A 17,608-nucleotide genomic window follows, 5' to 3' on the forward strand; every position below is an offset into this window, starting at 1 on the left:
AAAAAGTTAAACAAAACAAATCTTTTTACAAAGTATTTGAAAGCTCTTCTATGCTACTAAAAATATGTACGTTATTTGGTATTGTTTTGGATGTTATAAATTGTGTCATTCTACCTAGTAAAAGTAGTTCATTGTTTGTGTTTTCTAACAATTTAGAATGTAAGTCAATAAGGTATGCATCGACTTCTTCTTGGTTTGGTTCTACGGTTAAGTAACTCACAAAAGTTATTTTTTCGAATGATTTTTTAAGATCTAATAAACTTTCTGTGGGAATACTTTCGCCTAAATATATGGTTTGATATCCTTGAAGCAAAATTTCATAATTCAAATACATTAATCCTAATTCATGAATTTCGTTTAAAGGAAGAAATAAAACATAAACTTTATCTGTTTTAGTTGGTTCTAATATTTGAACTTTTTCAGTATTAATTAATAGTTTTTGCTTTATAAGGTAGGTAATAAAGTGTTCGTGAGCTGGAGAAATAGTTTCGGTTTGCCACAAAAACCCCAATTCTTGCATTAGTGGAACAAAAACAGTATAAAAAACTTCTCTAAATGATTTTTCGTTTAGTAATTGGTTATAGGTGTTAAAGAATAGCGATTGATCAAAATTCATCATTGCCATTTTAAAGGTGCTGATAGCATGATTTTTTGCGCTTTTTTCTGAAATAATATCGTTGGCTAACTTATTAATCTGTTCTTGATTAAGTGTGCCTATTTTTGAAATTTTATAACCATAGTTATGTAGTAATACGATATTTAATAATTTTTGAAGATTTTTAATATCATAAGAACGAATGTTGGTATCCGATCGCATTGGTTCTAACACATTGTATCTTTTTTCCCAAATGCGAATCGTGTGTGCTTTTATGCCAGAAAGATTTTCTAAATCTTTGATACTGAAAACATTTTTAACATTGTTCATCTTTTACTTTATTTTGTTAAACAAAAGTAATAAAAAAAGTAAACAAAATAAGTTTTTGATTAAAAAATGTTTATTTAATTCCAAAATAAGTTAAACAAAGAATGTTTTAATGGAAATTTCTGTGTAGTTGTGTAGTGTAATATTTGTGACCAAGGAGGGAGTTCCTATTTTTTTAAACTGTTTTTAATTCATAATAATTCATTATATTTGAAAAATAAAGGGTTATAAGATTAAATTTTAATTAGTTTTAACTGATTTTAATATTAAAATAATCCCCCTTTTGCTCCCCTAGTGTAATTGATTATAATGAATTTTAATATGAACTATTTGTTTGAACTTAGAAAGGATAAGGTAAATAAGAACGGACTCATTCCAGTCAGAATAGTCATAACTTCTAATAAAATTAAAATTCGGAAAAATCTACCTAATGTGAAAACTTTATTGGAGGATTGGGACTCAAAAAACGGATATATTAAAAACCATAAGAAACACCAATTTTATGAAGAGTATCTAGATTCAAACAAGGAGATTCAAAATACTAAGGATAAGGTAGAGAAGATTTTTAACTTTTTTAAATTCAATGATATAGAGTTTTCTGAAAAAATTTTCCTAGAGAAATTTGGTAGAGATGAAGTGTCTGTTGGAATTGATTTTTTTGAAGCATTTGATGACTTTGTAAAAGCCTCCAAGCATACCAAAACTGAGGGAACTATTAAGCGATATATTACTTTGAGAAATTTTTTAATTCATTTTACTCAGGCAACTAAATATCCTATCCGTCTTGATACCATCAATTTAAATTTTGAGGAAGAGTTCATGGATTATGCCTTTGAAGAAAGAAAGACACTGAATAATTATTATGGAAAATTAATAAGCATTATAAAGACTTTCATGAACTGGGCATTCAATCGAGGTTTACATAATAATCTGGAGTTTAAAAAAATTAAGCATGTAGAAAATGAGATTGAGGTTATATATCTTGAAAAGGATGAGTTGATAAGTTTGTTTGAATACCCTTTTGAGAATAACAAGCTCTCTAGGGCTAGAGATTTTTTCTGTTTTGGATGTTTTACAGGATTAAGATACTCCGATATTTATAACCTTCATAATGCTAATATTAGCGAGAGTTTTATTGAATTAAACATAATAAAAACTAAGACCATTAGTCATAGAGTTGAATTGAATAAATATTCAAAAGCTATATTAGATAAGTATAGAGGTACAATACATCAACCAGTTCCAAAGTTTTCATCACAGAAATTAAATGATTATATAAAGGAATGTTGTAGGATTGTTGGGATTGATAAAAATACAACAATAACAAGATATATAGGTTCAAAACGAATAGAAGAAACATATAAAAAATATGAACTTATAACTTGTCATGTATCGAGAAAGACTTTTGTTACAAATTCATTATTAATGGGAATGAATGAAAGGGTTTTAAGAGATTTTACTAATCATTCTTCCGAAAGATCGTTTAAGAAGTATGTAAAATTAACAAATGCTTTAAAGCAGCAGGAAATGAAGAGAACTTGGGATGAAAACTTTTAAATATTTTAAATATGAATGCACTAATTTTCATTAGACAAAGCTTTAAAGATTTTTTAAAAGACAAAAAAGTTGAAGAAGTTAAATACAAAAAAATAATTCCTTATTTTTCTGCTATTTCATCTAATATCAATAAATTAGAATTGACAAATTCAATACTTAATGATATTAAATATGATATAATTAATTATTTAAAATATAGTCAATTAGATGATTTAATTGAAAGTATAGATGATGATGATAAGAAAGAAATTATTAAAAAAATAATACTTCAAGAAAATTATAGATGGTATAACCAAATAGAATATGAGATTAAATTAAATATCAAAAATGCCAGATTATCTCTAAATACTTCTGAATATATAGCATTTATAATTGGAAAAAAAGTGGAGCTTAAAAAATTTAATGATTCTATATTTTTTAATGATATATATTCAAAATTAGATCATATTTTAAATAAGGAGCTTATAGCTCCATTTACATTAAATTATTTTGAAGTGGAACAAAAATCTAATGTTCCAGTTCGTCAAGCTTTGTCTTTATTCTTTAGAAATGAAAAGAATGTGGCAATTATACAATTTAAAAGGTTACTAAATATTGATAGAGAATCAAGGCTTGATTCATCTTTTCAAGCTGAATATTTTGAAATGACTAGAATATTTTTTGAAAAGTTAAATTTAGATTTTATTCCTTTGATAGATATTAATAATTATGATGCCCCTGTTTGTTTGTCTAATGAAGATGGAAAATATGTGACAAGAGATAAGATTCAGTCAATTATTGATGATGGAGATTATTTTAATCAGAGAGGTTTTATAGTTGATATCAAAGATTTAATTAGAAAAGATAAAATTGTTAATAAAGAAAAGTTTACAAGAATTTATCTTATATTTTTTCAAAATATTTCAAAAAAAGTTACCGAAAAGCACATTGACGTTTTATTTTCTTGTTTTACACAATCAAATCCAAAATACGATGAATTTGAAATTTTTGATTCTAGAGAAACCTTAAAAAAAGCATTAAGTAAAAAAAATAGTGTACATGAATTTTTAAGTTTAAACAATGATCTACTTGATACAGGAGTACTAGATATTTCTAGGGCTAAACTTATAAAATTGCTTTCAATGTATTTTAATGAAGTTAAAGGTATGGGATATGATAATATAAAACTTTTGATGACAGGTAAAAAAAGATTAGATTCCTAAGATAATTAATAACATATTAAAAATGAAATCAATAAAAATCCCAGAAATATAATTTTTTTTAAAAGTAGAGTAATGCGGTGTAAAGTTTATTTTCCAACTTAAATCTAGTTTTGCCAATGTTAACCAAATAAAATAAGTTAAAATGGCATTACAGAAAAAACACACCGAAAATGATTCTAAAATTATTATTCCAGAATCAGATGACAGATTAAATCAAAGACAAGTTGCAGAACTTTTTGGTAGAACTGAACAAACAATAATTGCTTGGAAAAAGCAAGGTAAAATTCCATATTTTCAACTAGGGAGATTTCCAATATTTAGTAAATCTCAGTTGACAAACCTAGCTTTAAAAAACCCCCATTTGATCAATGACTAAAGATCTAATTAGAACTATTGTTCTACTTAGGTCTTTTTTTGTTGCATCAATCCAATAAAATGTAAATGTAGTGAAATTAATTAAAAACAATTCAAATTATGAGCGTAAAACCTTCATATTATTCTTATTTGACATCAGCCGTTAGATATGATAAAAGATTAAAACCTAGCGCAAAGCTGCTTTATAGTGAAATTACAGCATTGTCCTCTCAATACGGATTTTGCTGGGCCACAAATAGATATTTTGCAGATTTATTTGAAGTAAGAACTGAAACAGTCAGTTTATGGATTAATTCATTGGTAAAACATGGATACATTGAATCAAAAATTATCTATAAAGAAGGTACTAAACAAATTCTAAATAGGTATTTAGAGATTAAAGGTAGCGGTATTGTTAAAAATATAAATATACCTATAGACATTTATCTAAAAGATAATAAGAAAATTATTAATAATAAATCTAATATTTTTTTTAAAGAAAATAGTAATAATTCACGTGAAAAATTTTTAGAATGAGGACAAAACTTACACCTATCGAGATAGTACTCAATCATTTTCTGATGAGTATAAAAGAAAGAAAAAAAGTTGTAGAAAAAAAAGAAATAATTATGGGGACCTTCGAAATGAAAAGAATTTACATTAAAGTAGCTAGTGAATATTATAGCAGAGAAAATCGTGATTTTACAATTGATGAAAACAATCAAAATTATCTGAATTTGTTATGTAAATATTTTTCTAGAGATATTGAATTTGAGACTATACATCGTGGTGAACTGAGAAAAGGATTGTTAGTAATTGGTAATCCTGGTACAGGAAAATCATCCAGTTTTAAAATCATTCAAATGATATCAAAAATTTATGGATTAAAAAGCCTTTGGTTCCCTATTGTAGAAACAAAAAAAGTGGTTGAAAAATTTAATGTTGAGAAAAATAAGGATTCAATAATTGAAAATTACTCAATTGGTACTTTTTGTTTTGATGATTTAGGAAGTGAAAACGAAGCAAATAATATCCATGTCTGGGGTTCTAAAGAGGATATTTTTATTAGAATTCTTGAGAACCGTTATGATGAGTTTATTGCAAAAAACACAAAAACCTTTATTACTACAAATTTATCATTAATACAAATCGAGAAACGATATGGATCGAGAGTTAGAGATAGATTTGTTTCTATGTTTAATCTTATAGAGCTTAATGGTACTAGTAGAAGATTTTAATAACTTTTTCAATTCCAATTTTAACTTAAGGGAATAAAGAGAATATTTATGAAACAACATATAATAAAATTTCGTGTATCAAAATTAGAGCAAGCCATAATTAAAAAGAAAGCAAAAGATTCCGGAATGGCTGTTTCAGAATTATTGCGAAGACTTGTCTTAGGCTATAAATTGACATCAAAATTGAGTCCTGAAGAAATTGAAGTATACAAAACACTGGCCAACTTTTCTACAAATTTTACAAGAATTAGTAATCTATTTAAGCTGGGAGATGTAGAAGGATTAAAAAAAGAAACATTAGAAACCTCAAGAATAATTAGAGAACACTTAATGAAACTAAAATAGATATATGATTGGTATGGCTAAAGCATGTTCTGGTGGTGGTTCTTTATTGAATTACATTATGAATGATAGGAAAGGTTACGAGTTGTTCAGAAACAATCTCTGTGGATTAAATCCAAAAGAAATAATTGAAGAAATGAATATGATTCAGGATTTAAACCACAGAGCAAAGAATAAAACGTTAAGTTTGGTTCTATCTCCTTCAATTGATGATGGTCATAAGTTATCTAATTCTGAACTTAAGAAGATGACAGTCGAATTTATGGAAGAGCTTGGTATTAATGCTGATAACCACCAGATACTGGCATTTGTTCACACAGAAAAACGTCACAAGCATATACACATCTATTGCGGGCGTTTGAATATGGAAACTGGAAAAATGGTTAATGATCACTTTATTGGTAAGAAGGCACAATGGGCAGCTCATCGTATTGCTTCGCGTCTAAATCTACTTTCGGCGAAACAAATTATGTTTTGTAAAATTAAAGCTAATCAAAATGAAGGTTTTACAATTCCAAAATCTACAAAAGATGAAATTTACAATAAGCATTTAAAAGCTATTGAAAGACAATATAATTCTTTGGAAGAATATTTTCTAGTGATGAAAACAATGGGTGTTGAAGTGCAACCTTCAGTAAATAAGCAAGGATTAATTCAAGGTTACAGATTTGTAAATGTGGCCACAAAAGAAAGCTTCAAAGCCTCTGAAGTTAATAGAAAAATTAACTTAAAAGATATAGTTGGAAAACCTATAATAGAAACTAATCAAAAGCCAAAAATAAAGTTTAGACATGGCAGTTAAAAAACAACCTGGTTTGATTGATATGGTCTCAATCTTACTAGAAGAAATGGAGAAAAATAGAAAATCAACTAAAGATTTATTTGCTGTTGCAGATACATTAAATTCAAAAATGGATAGTTTGAAAAATCACAATCCTAAATTGAATATTGATTCTCTAAAAGTTGAATTAGATAAATTTCAAAATCAATCTAATCTGAACAAAAACGAAATGATTAAATTAGTTTACAATCATATTGAATCGCTAAAAAGGCACCAATTAGAAATGTCACAAATTAAACCCCCAGATGAATTAAGTTGGTACCTTGACATAAAAGTATGGTTGATAATATTTTTAAGCTTTTATTCAATTTACATAAGTTATCTATTATATCAGTCAAACTCAAATTTATCAACGTTAATTGAACTGAGAACAACATTAAATAGTAAATAAATATGACTGATTTATTAAAGTTGAAAAGGGAACTAGAGGCGATTAGTAAGATACTAAGTCAAAGTCTAGATAACATCAATTTTGAAATTGAAAATAGTCATACTGAATTGCGTTTTTATTCAAAATATGTCAAAGTTCAATTTGTATACCTATTATCTATACTTTACACAACTCTATTATTAGCCATTCTTTATATTTTGATGAGTTGGCACCATAGCCAAGTAAATCAATTAAATGCAACATCTGTGAAGTTTCAAAAAATCAGTTATGATAAAGGTTATATGGATTGTACTAATAAATACAAACAATTTTTTCTTGATAATCCAGCGGCTATGCATGATTTAGAAATTTGGGTAAATAATTTAGAATAATTTCATATTTAGTATGAAATTATTTGTTAAATTTAGTGTTGTATTTTAAATGTATTATTATGGAAAATTTTAGATTTTATTGGGATGAGTATGTGGCCAATAGAGAAAAGCATGAAGATTATTACAACGTTATGGAGAATTACTCTGATACTCCAATTTTAAATGAAATAATACGCTACATGAATGAGAAATTCCCCAATTGGAATACAAATTCAGGAATCGGATTTTATGCTGCTGAATTTGTTTCTGATATTATAGATGAATTTGAGTCTTATGTGAATTATGATGATTCTGAGGAAGAGGAAAATGAAGATTGTGAAGCAAATGAAGAAGAGCTTACACAAAAGGAATTAGAATTCTTACATCAAACTATTTCTTCCTATTATACAACAACATTAGAAAACTTTGGACATAGATTTAATATGTATTCAATTCATGAATTTGAAGCTTATTTGGAGAGTTTAATTGAAAATGAAGTTGATGAAAAGAAAATAGCAGAGCTTGAAGATTTATCTCAAGAAGCCTATGATAAAATGTATGATGAATTTAAAATTAAATTAAAAGAAAAGATTGTCTACGACTTCAAAAGTGATATTGTATTTGATTAGAATTAAAAAACCTTAAAATCCTTTAGCGGTCAAACTTATCGAGATGTGCCTTTGTGTCCACAAATTTCTCCGAATTTGCGAACACAAAGGCAATCTCGTTTTTGCTCCCGAAGGTCGCAAAAAGGGTTTTAGATTATTTTACGAAGTTCAAATTATATTATTTTATAAGTTTTTAAATTAAAATTGATTAAATTTTATTGTGAATCAAATAAAATTATTATTATTGTGTTATCCCCTAATGATACAATAATATTAACTTAGAAATTTTTTAAATTTTGAATATTTTTATTGCAGAAGATCATCAAATGACAATTGAAGGTTATAAGATGATACTTTCATTTTCAAGTATATTGGGGGACAACATTAATTACATTGAAGCAAATTCATGTGAGGAAGCCTATTTAAAAATTAATAATGCTCTAAAATTAAATACGAAAATTGATTTAGCTATTATTGATTACTCAATGCCTATTTATCGTCAGGAAAATATTTTCAATGGTGCAGATGTATGTAAATATTTAAAGAAGATTTTTCCAAATTGTAAGATAATAATATTAACGGCTAGTATTGATAATATTACATTGTTTGATATTGTTCAAAATGTATCTCCTGATGGAATTGCTACCAAAATGGATGTGAGTGGAGTTGTTTTTTTAGAAATTATTGAAACTGTTTTATCAGGAAAGAAATTCAGAAGTAGTTATGTTGTTGAACAGTTAGAAGAGATCTGGGAAAATGAAGTTTTCATTAATGAGAAAAATAGATTAATACTTCAATATTTATCACTTGGTTTTAAGATTAATGAAATTGCAAGTGAATTGTCAGTTTCTGAAATTACAATCAAGAAAAGAATTTCAAAAATAAGACAATCCTTTAATCTTAATGAGGATGAAAACATTGTAAAAGAAGCCAAATCTCGTGGTTATATTTAAATTTTAACAATAATTATACCTCAGGTATATATTTGGTTAAATGTTAAAATTTTCTTTGCTCTTAGTTTCAATTATTTGAATTTTACACGAAATTCAAAAGATTATATAATATGAAATTGAAACTATTATCTCTATTTATGCTTGTCTCTTTATTTACACAAGCTCAAAAAATTCGTTTTGAATACGATGCAGCAGGTAATCAAATTCAAAGGAAATGGTGTCCTAGCTGTTTATCTAGAAATGCTCAAGAGACATACAAAGAGGTTTCTAATTTAGAAGAAACTGATATGCAAAAATTCTTTCCTGAGGATGTTATTTCATACTATCCCAATCCTGTTAAAGAAGAACTTTTTCTAAAATGGAAGTTAGTTGAAAATAATAAAGTTTTAAGTATAGATGTATTCACTTTAAATGGTCAGGTATTAAGAAGTATAAAGGAAAACTTGTCTGAAAATTCATTAGTTATTTCATTTCAGGAATATCCAGTAGGTGTTTATTTTTTAACATTGAATTACATTAATGGTGAGCAAAAGTCAATAAAAATTGTAAAAAAATAATTTATGAAAAAGTTTTTTATCCTTTCAATTTTATTTATTTCATTTTCATCATTTTCTCAAGAAAATGTTTTTGGAAATTCACCCGTTCAAGGAATTATACCCATCAAAAGAGGAGATATACAAGAAAATAATGTTATTACAAATAGGGTTGCAACAGAAACAACTAATAGTACTTCTCCTAGTGCACCAACAGGTAATTCAACTGAAGTTGGTGTTACAGAGGGGCAACTTTCGGTATCTTTAACAGGTGGAGCAACTTACAATATACCTATAACAGTACCTCCAGGAATAAATGGCATAGCACCTCAAGTATCATTGAGCTACAATAGTCAAGGAGGAAATGGATTAGCTGGTTACGGATGGAATGTATCTGGAGTTTCTGTTATTACAAGAATTCCAACTACAAAATTTCATGATAACACAATAGATGCAGTTGATTTTAATACTTTAGATAGATTTGCATTTGATGGACAAAGATTAATAGTAAAAAATGGTACATCTGGTGTTTATGGAGCTAATGGAACAATTTACGAAACTGAAAGTTTTTCAAACGTGCAAATAACTTCATATGGGGTTCATCCTAGCGGAGCTAATTATGGGCCAGCTTATTTTATAGTCCAATATCCAGATGGTTCAATTGCTCATTATGGTAACTCTACAGCATCAAGGTCTTTGACTGATTGGGCGATAACATTCTGGCAAAACCCTCAAGGTGTTAGGATTTCTTATAATTATGTTCTTTCAAATAATAATTTATCAATTAGTACTATTAAATATGGAACGAGAGGAGCTGACACTCCTATTAATGAGATATTATTTATTTATAAAAATAGAACAAGATCAGAACAAGCATATATTGGTGGGCAATCTTTTGTAAGAAGTACTATTTTAAGTGAAATCAGGGTTAATGGGAATAATATTGGTTTTAGAAATTATCTTCTTACTCATGAAGCAACTTCCCTTGGCTACGAAAGATTAAAAAGTATAACTGAAAAGAGTGGAGACAATTCTAAGAGCTTTAATCCTACAGTTTTTAATTATGAAACTACAACCAATGGCGATTTGTTTCAAATTTCAAATGATATTCCACTAAATGTAGGCAATATAAATTTTACTAATTCAAATAATATTACTGGTGATTTCGATGGAGATGGAAAAATGGATTTTATATTATATCCTACAACAGGAACTAATGCCAAAAAGAAATATTGGTTGTTTAATAACATTCAAGGTTCTGGGATTAATATAGGAAGTGAGCATAATTTAGGTTCATTTACTGATATCTTCCCTATGTCTTGGTTGAGTTGGAATAATATATTAATGCCTTCACAGGGATGGTGTGCAGTTCAAACAAATTCAATAACAAATACCACAACTTTTAATACTTATTCAACTGGAATAGCAAGTCCTATCTATTTTCAATATGCAAGAACTTATCAATTTCCAAAATTTACTTTCGGTTATTGGACAGATCCATGTAATAATGGTGGAATATCAACTGATCTTTATTTAGATAATAATTTTAATACGTTATTGCCACCAGATGATACTAATGATCCTGTATATCATGAAATTATTAGAGATATTCCTAAAGAATATTTAAGTGGAGATTATAATGGTGATGGATTAACAGATGTAATAATTGTTGAAAAACCTGTTAGTATAAGTTATTACACTGGTGGATGTAGTGGATATAACACTACACACACTAATCCGGGTGGAAAATCGTATTTTTTAAATCTAGACAGGAGAATTACAACTGATTATATTAATATAGCTGGATATCTTCAAGTAACTGCTAATTCAAAATTTACTGTTGCAGATGTTAATGGAGATGGAAAGTCAGATTTAATGGTTTTTGATTCGGGTAATGTAAAAACATATTATTTAAATGAGAATAATCAATTGGTACAACATATCAATTATCCTGATACTAATATTTTGTCGGATAAGCCAAGATATATGGGTGATTTTAATGGAGATGGAAAAACTGATTTCGTAATACCTCAAGCGGATAATACCGATAGCTGGAGTTTCTTTTTTTCTAAAGGTAATGGCTTTCAAAAAATAACAACTTCGATAGGTTTACCATATTACATAGCAAATGGTGGTTATTTTGGCGTAGTTGGTTTTAGTAGTAGAACATATAGTTTGAATGAGAAAAGTTATCTAATGAATGACTTTAATGGTGATGGGAAAACGGATATTCTTTTTCAACAGAATCTAACTGTAGAATACGTTATGACTAGAGACGGAGCAGATTATACAAACTACGGTGATCCACAGGTAACAAAATTAGTTCTATTAGAAAATAAATTTACAAACGGCATTGGAATAGGATTTAATTTAGTTAATACAAATGCTCAATTTGGAGGTATAAGAAGAAATCCATTGCCTGTTTTCTTAGACCATAATAATGTTAACCAAAATTTAGAATATGCTCTTATTTCAGGAAATAACATTAGAACTTTTAAGTCAACAAAAGACAATAGAATAGACACAAGATTAAATGAGATTGTACTAGGTAATGGTTTAAAAGAAGTTATTACTTATTCCCCTCTAAATTCGTATTGTGATTTACCATACAATTGTGATGTGGTATTTCAACCCTCAACATATACAGAAAATTATCCTAATTTTGATATAAAGCAGGCAAATGGTTTTCAAGTTGTATCAAAATTAGAACAGATCTCCGCAACGCAAAACAAACAACAAAAATTCAAATATTACGGTGCAGTATCCAATGTAGATGGATTAGGGTTTTTAGGTTTTAGAGGTTTAGCAAGAAGTAATTGGCATAATGAAGATTACCCAATTATTACATCAGTTTCAAAACACGATATAAGCAAAAGAGGTGCGATTACGGAAACTTATTCTTCATTAGGAGAAGCCTATGGAAATTTTACTAGCTATACCCCTTCTAGCTTCATTAATAAAACGAACATGACCTATGTGGTTCAATTACTTCCAAATAAGGTTTATAAAATTAATAATACGTTTACTAATTCAGTAAATGGTTTGGAAAGCACATCTAAAGAAGTAACAACTTCTTACGATGCTAATAATAATCCACTAATCACTACATCTGTATCAAAAAATGGGACAACTGTTGAAAGAACGGAAGTAGTCAACGTTGAATATTTTCCTAATACTTTAAGTCCAACTTATATTGTAGGTAGATTAAAAAAGAAAAACTCTTCTGTTACTCATAACGGAGACACGATGACAGGAGAAGAAATTTACACTTATAATACTGCTCATTTGGTTTCTAAAATTCAAAAGAAAGGACATTTGACAAATTATTTAACAGAGGATAATATCTATGATATCTTTGGAAATATAACGCAAAAGAAAATTACTGCTGTAGGATTAACTCCTAGAACTACTAACTTTACTTATGATGCTACAGGAAGATTTTTACTAACTAGTACTGATATTGAAGGATTAGTTACTACTTACACATATAATGCAAGTAATGGATTATTATTGTCCCAAACTTTACCATCAAATGCAGGTTACCCATTAACTACAACATACCAATATGATGTTTGGGGTAAAAAAACAAAAGAAACAGATTATTTAGGTAAAAGTTTAAATTATTCATATTCTTGGTTGAGTGCTGGCACTAATGGATTTTTTGGGACGACTTCAGTTGGAGATGATAATTCTGCGTCGTTTGCATGGTATGATGATTTAGGTAGAAAAATAGCAGATGGTTTTAGAACAATTAATGATGCAAGTAGTTCCGAATCAAATAATACATGGAAAACTTTTGAGTATGATATCTATGATAGATCTATAAAAACTTACGAACCCAAACTTACACTTTTACCAACTTGGGATGGTTTATTTAGTATAACTTCATTTGATGCTTATGGTAGAACTACTCAAGTAGTTGAACATACAGGTAAAACTTCAAACATTAATTACAGTGGTTTAATAACTACAGCCAGCGATGGAGTAAGCAATACTACAGTAGTTAAAAATTCATTTGGAAACGTTGTTTCAATGACAGATAACGGAGGTACAATAAATTATCAATATTATGCTAATGGAAATTTAAAGGAATCGAATTTTAATGGTGTAATTGTAGCTGTTGAAAAAGATGGTTGGGGTAGAAAAACAAAATTAATTGATCCTAGTGCAGGTACTTATGAATATCAGTACAATGAGTTTGGAGAAATGACAAAGGAGATTACTCCTAAAGGAGTAACAAATTACACTATAGATAATTTTGGAAAAGTTACCCAAAAAACAACTACAGGTACAGGTGGAGATCCAACAAACACAAAAACTACTTATACTTATAACCCAACAACAAAATTATTAACCAACACAAGGTATGATGATTTTACTGGAGGATTTTATACGCTTTACTCTTATGGTTATGATAATTATAAAAGAATAAACTTTAGTGATGAAAGCGGCTTTAATACTTATTACCAAAAAGCAACACAATTTGATGCCTTTGGAAGACCTGAAAAAGAACTATATACTGCTATAAATACCTCTGATAGTAAACAATCTTCTAAGTGGGTAAAAAACACTTATAAAAATGGACATCATTGGCAAATTTTAGATGATGCAACAAATCAAGTTTTATGGCAAACGACAAAAGTTAATGCTCGTGGGCAATTGACTAATGGAAACTATGGTAATGGAATAAATGTAATTAATACTTATGATCAATATGGTTTTCCAACACAATTAAAGCATGATAAGACGGGTACACCTACAGTAAATGTAATGACTTTAAATACTGTTTTCGAGCCCCAAAGAGGTAATTTAACAAGCAGAAATAACAGTATGTTTGATTATCAAGAGAACTTTACTTATGATAATTTAGATCGATTATCTACTTGGAGTAATAATAATTTTATTCAAAATTTCACTTTTACAGGAAATACTGAAAGTTTTGAACCAACAACAAGTAGTGTAGTGTTGACAAATACGACTTCAACATTCTTTTCAAGACTAACAGTTACTACAAATTCAAATTTTGAAGGAACAAAAAGAATTGTTAAGAATAATGCAACTGTAGGTGAAGTAATTCAATTTTCGGGAGATTTATTTTTTAGAAATTTAACACAAGATCCAAATGGATTTCTATTAGAAAGTAATTATGTGAAATATTCTGTTATAGAAAGAAATCCAACTACTGGTCAAACAAATGAATTTCAACTAGGTTCAGATTTGCAATCAAATACGTTTTCATTTCAACATACAGTTTCTCAATTTTCTGAAATATATTTAAAGGTAGTGGCTGGAAATGATTTTAACTTTCAAGCACCTGTTGTTTTTCATTTAGACAATATAAAAGTTAGTGAAGTAAAAACTTCTACTCAAACGTATGATGCATTAGGAAGAATTGATGAAAATAATGTTGGAACATATAACTATACAAACATAAACCCATCTAATTCTATTCCAAAACATTTTCAAAATAGCTCTATTGAAACAAATTTTGAATATTCTGATTATTATTTGAGTAGAGCAAATTTAGATATTACATACAATGCTTTTAAAAGCCCAATAGATATTATAGAAGAAGGAAAAGATAAGTTAAGTTTTATCTACAACATGAATAATAGCCGTTCTACCATGTATTATGGTAGTTTAGAAGCTGATAAGTTATCTAGAAGATATAGAAAACATTATGCAGCTGATGGAAGCATGGAGATTAAACAAGATATGGTTAACGGAACTGTTGAATTTATTACCTACATAGGTGGTGATGCTTATTCAGCTCCAATAATTCTCAAAAGCGATGGTACTACACAAAATTATTTATATTTGCACAGGGATTATTTAGGCAGTATAGTAGCCATAACCAACCAAGCAGGTGTAGTAGAAGAAAAAAGACATTTTGATGCTTGGGGTAATATAGCAAAAGTACAAGACGGAGTAGGAAATACCTTAACCAAATTAAGTGTAATTGACAGAGGATATACTGGGCATGAACATTTACAAGGTGTAAATCTTATCCACATGAATGGTCGATTATATGACCCTGTAGTGCATCGATTTTTACAACCTGATAATTTTATTCAGGATCCGTATAATTCACAGAATTTCAATAGATACTCTTATGTTCTTAATAATCCATTAAAGTTTACTGATGCAAGTGGAGAGTTTGCATGGATTCCTATAATAATTGGTGCAGTTATTGGTGCCTATAGTGGTGGGGTTATTGCAAATGGTGGTCAATTAAATCCAACAAAATGGGAATGGAATATAAAGACCATGGGATATATGATTGGTGGAGCTATAGTGGGTGGAGTTACTGGTGGGGTATCAAATGGTATAGCCACTTCAGGAGTTGCTTTTGCTAATACTAAAGCAATATTTGTGGGCTCTCTAATAAATGGAATGGGTACACATATGTATACTGGAGGCAAAACAAATATTGTATTGAGTTTTGGATTTGCTTCATTAGATTTTACAACTGGAGAGTTTGGTTATCTATTTAAGAAAGGTAATTCATTTATGGTTAATTTAGGATATAGTTTTGGAACAATAGCTAATATCTCTGATGTTTTAGCAGGTATGAATCCTGGTGAGGTTCAGCTTAATACTGATACCTCAGATGCAATTGGACATAGTGCAATTACAGAGGTAGGAGAAACAGATGAATTAAATTCTTTAGTTTCAGTAGGACCAGATGTTACTGGAAAAAGAATATTTAATCCGTTTGATTTGACTAACAAGGCAGATACTAAATGGCATAATTATGTTAGCCATGATGGTACTTGGAAAACAATAGTTAAAGGAGTAAATTTAAAATCTATTTCAAATTATAGTAACGATTTGGCTAACGGAGCAAAATATAATTTATATTTTTCAAGCTGTGTTAATCATACTGCACGAGCTTTAACACTTTCAGGGGTTCCTACATTTGGTATTCACCCATTTATTTTACATGCTCAAGTTTATTTGAGAAGCCTAGGTTTTAGACCTGCTTTTATATTAAATCAATATAAATTATTTTAAAATGAAATTAATTGTTTTGGTTGTTTTTATTTTTAGTTTTTTAAAGAATGATTCTTTTCTAATTAAAGAAAAAAAATCATTATATTATTCAAATGACTTTCCTTGGTATGTTTTTTATAATCCTAAAAATAATATTAATTGTGATATTGTTGAGATAGGTGGCATAAAATATGGATTTATAGATAAATTAATAAAAATTAATGATAAGGATACAATCTCAAAAAGTAAAGAAGGTGTTTTGTTTTACAAAAATGAAGATTTGTTTTATTTTAATTATAAATTAGATAAGGAATTTAAACTTAAAAAAATAGGATATAAATCTTCATTCACTGGTAAAAGAAAAAAAATTTTTACAACCTATGCTTTTTTGAAGATAAAAGAACATTCACTTAGCGATGAAAATAAAGGAAAAATCTATAAAATGATTGATAAAGATTTTGAAGATTTAGTGAAAAGTGATATTATAGAATGTAATGAATTCAGATTTGAAAAATTTTTAAAAAAATCGAATTAAATTATGAAAAATAAAATATTCGTATTTTTAGTTATTCAATTATTTATTGGATGTTCATCAGATGATAATAAATCATCAAATAGTATATTTTCAATCAATCTTACACCATCAGCATCTAGTGTAGTTATCGATCAATCGTTTACTATAAATGTTGGTGCTAATGAGGAAATCAAAGAACTGTGGGTTTCCACAGATAATTTTGCTACAGGGGGCTATGCTCAAAGACAATTTGGGACAATTTATACACTGAACTTTAATTTTGATACACTAGGTCAAAAGACGATTTCGGTTAGAGCCAAAAATCAAGATAACGTGGTTTCAGAAAAGCAAGTGATTGTTACAGTATCAAGGGGAAACGCACTCAAAATAAATGGAGTGCAAGTTATTTCTTTTTATGGTATAAACACCACGTATGACCCTGAATTCCCAGCAACAAATCCAAACCATTTGGCCGATTTGCGTTTTGGGTTTTCAAAAAACAAATTAGGCAATCCATTAGACAATATTTATAGTCCGGCTTATTGGTATTTATCTAGTGTAATAGAAAATCAAGGCAACATGACATGGGATTGCAGCAATGCAAGTTTATATCTAAATCCAAATGCTTCATTAAAATTTGGATTAGTAGATATTGATAATGGCATAGCTGGTGCCGATTTATTAAATGGACCACCAGACTATCGAGAAATTAGTTTTAATAATTACATAGTTACAAAACCAACAACAATTACTTATACTTTTCCTGAAATAAATTTAGAATTTAAGTTGTTTGTTGAATGGGTTAATTAA

Annotated in this window: 16 protein-coding genes; 15 read left to right on the plus strand and 1 reads right to left on the minus strand. The window is 28.3% G+C overall.

Features of this window, described 5'->3' with window-relative positions:
* Positions 1-25: 25 nt before the first annotated feature.
* On the minus strand, positions 26-925 hold the full coding sequence (locus OJ995_RS04825; RefSeq protein ID WP_264368384.1) for a MerR family transcriptional regulator: 900 nt from the start codon (positions 923-925) through the stop codon (positions 26-28).
* Positions 926-1,243: 318 nt separating this feature from the next.
* Here OJ995_RS04825 and OJ995_RS04830 point away from each other — a divergent pair, with 318 nt between their 5' ends.
* The 15 genes from OJ995_RS04830 to OJ995_RS04900 all read left to right on the plus strand — a co-directional run bounded on the left by OJ995_RS04830 (position 1,244) and on the right by OJ995_RS04900 (position 17,608).
* Positions 1,244-2,479, plus strand: a complete 1,236-nt coding sequence (locus OJ995_RS04830) for a site-specific integrase (RefSeq protein WP_264368385.1) — start codon at positions 1,244-1,246, stop codon at positions 2,477-2,479.
* 11 nt (positions 2,480-2,490) lie between these two features.
* Positions 2,491-3,681, plus strand: a complete 1,191-nt coding sequence (locus tag OJ995_RS04835; protein WP_264368386.1) for a hypothetical protein — start codon at positions 2,491-2,493, stop codon at positions 3,679-3,681.
* Between the two features lie 142 nt (positions 3,682-3,823).
* On the plus strand, positions 3,824-4,057 hold the full coding sequence (locus tag OJ995_RS04840) for a helix-turn-helix domain-containing protein (protein ID WP_035692805.1): 234 nt from the start codon (positions 3,824-3,826) through the stop codon (positions 4,055-4,057).
* Between the two features lie 98 nt (positions 4,058-4,155).
* Positions 4,156-4,572, plus strand: a complete 417-nt coding sequence (locus tag OJ995_RS04845) for a helix-turn-helix domain-containing protein (protein ID WP_264368387.1) — start codon at positions 4,156-4,158, stop codon at positions 4,570-4,572.
* Between the two features lie 44 nt (positions 4,573-4,616).
* Positions 4,617-5,273 (plus strand): P-loop NTPase family protein, encoded by a 657-nt coding sequence (locus OJ995_RS04850; RefSeq protein ID WP_264368388.1) that lies wholly within the window; start codon positions 4,617-4,619, stop codon positions 5,271-5,273.
* Positions 5,274-5,321: 48 nt separating this feature from the next.
* A complete protein-coding gene (locus tag OJ995_RS04855) occupies positions 5,322-5,618 on the plus strand; it encodes a plasmid mobilization protein (protein WP_194096250.1) in 297 nt (98 codons plus the stop codon).
* 4 nt (positions 5,619-5,622) lie between these two features.
* Positions 5,623-6,417 (plus strand): relaxase/mobilization nuclease domain-containing protein, encoded by a 795-nt coding sequence (locus OJ995_RS04860; protein ID WP_264368389.1) that lies wholly within the window; start codon positions 5,623-5,625, stop codon positions 6,415-6,417.
* A complete protein-coding gene (locus tag OJ995_RS04865; protein ID WP_264368390.1) occupies positions 6,407-6,847 on the plus strand; it encodes a hypothetical protein in 441 nt (146 codons plus the stop codon). The genes OJ995_RS04860 and OJ995_RS04865 overlap by 11 nt, the downstream gene beginning before the upstream one ends.
* A 2-nt stretch (positions 6,848-6,849) precedes the next feature.
* The gene (locus OJ995_RS04870; protein ID WP_264368391.1) at positions 6,850-7,218 is read left to right on the plus strand and encodes a hypothetical protein; all 369 of its coding nucleotides are present in this window, start codon (positions 6,850-6,852) and stop codon (positions 7,216-7,218) included.
* 59 nt (positions 7,219-7,277) lie between these two features.
* Positions 7,278-7,826: a hypothetical protein gene (locus tag OJ995_RS04875; RefSeq protein ID WP_264368392.1), complete on the plus strand. Its 549-nt coding sequence runs from the start codon at positions 7,278-7,280 to the stop codon at positions 7,824-7,826.
* A gap of 275 nt (positions 7,827-8,101) precedes the next feature.
* Complete coding sequence (locus tag OJ995_RS04880; RefSeq protein WP_264368393.1) at positions 8,102-8,758, plus strand: response regulator transcription factor; 657 nt, start codon at positions 8,102-8,104, stop codon at positions 8,756-8,758.
* Positions 8,759-8,868: 110 nt separating this feature from the next.
* The gene (locus tag OJ995_RS04885) at positions 8,869-9,315 is read left to right on the plus strand and encodes a T9SS type A sorting domain-containing protein (protein WP_264368394.1); all 447 of its coding nucleotides are present in this window, start codon (positions 8,869-8,871) and stop codon (positions 9,313-9,315) included.
* A gap of 3 nt (positions 9,316-9,318) precedes the next feature.
* Positions 9,319-16,305: an RHS repeat-associated core domain-containing protein gene (locus OJ995_RS04890; protein ID WP_264368395.1), complete on the plus strand. Its 6,987-nt coding sequence runs from the start codon at positions 9,319-9,321 to the stop codon at positions 16,303-16,305.
* 1 nt (position 16,306) lies between these two features.
* Entirely contained in the window at positions 16,307-16,819 is a 513-nt protein-coding gene (locus OJ995_RS04895; protein ID WP_264368396.1) for a hypothetical protein, read from the plus strand.
* 3 nt (positions 16,820-16,822) lie between these two features.
* Positions 16,823-17,608, plus strand: a complete 786-nt coding sequence (locus OJ995_RS04900; RefSeq protein WP_264368397.1) for a hypothetical protein — start codon at positions 16,823-16,825, stop codon at positions 17,606-17,608.

The sequence above is a fragment of the Flavobacterium lacisediminis genome, from assembly GCF_025909975.1.
GTDB classification, from domain to species: domain Bacteria; phylum Bacteroidota; class Bacteroidia; order Flavobacteriales; family Flavobacteriaceae; genus Flavobacterium; species Flavobacterium lacisediminis.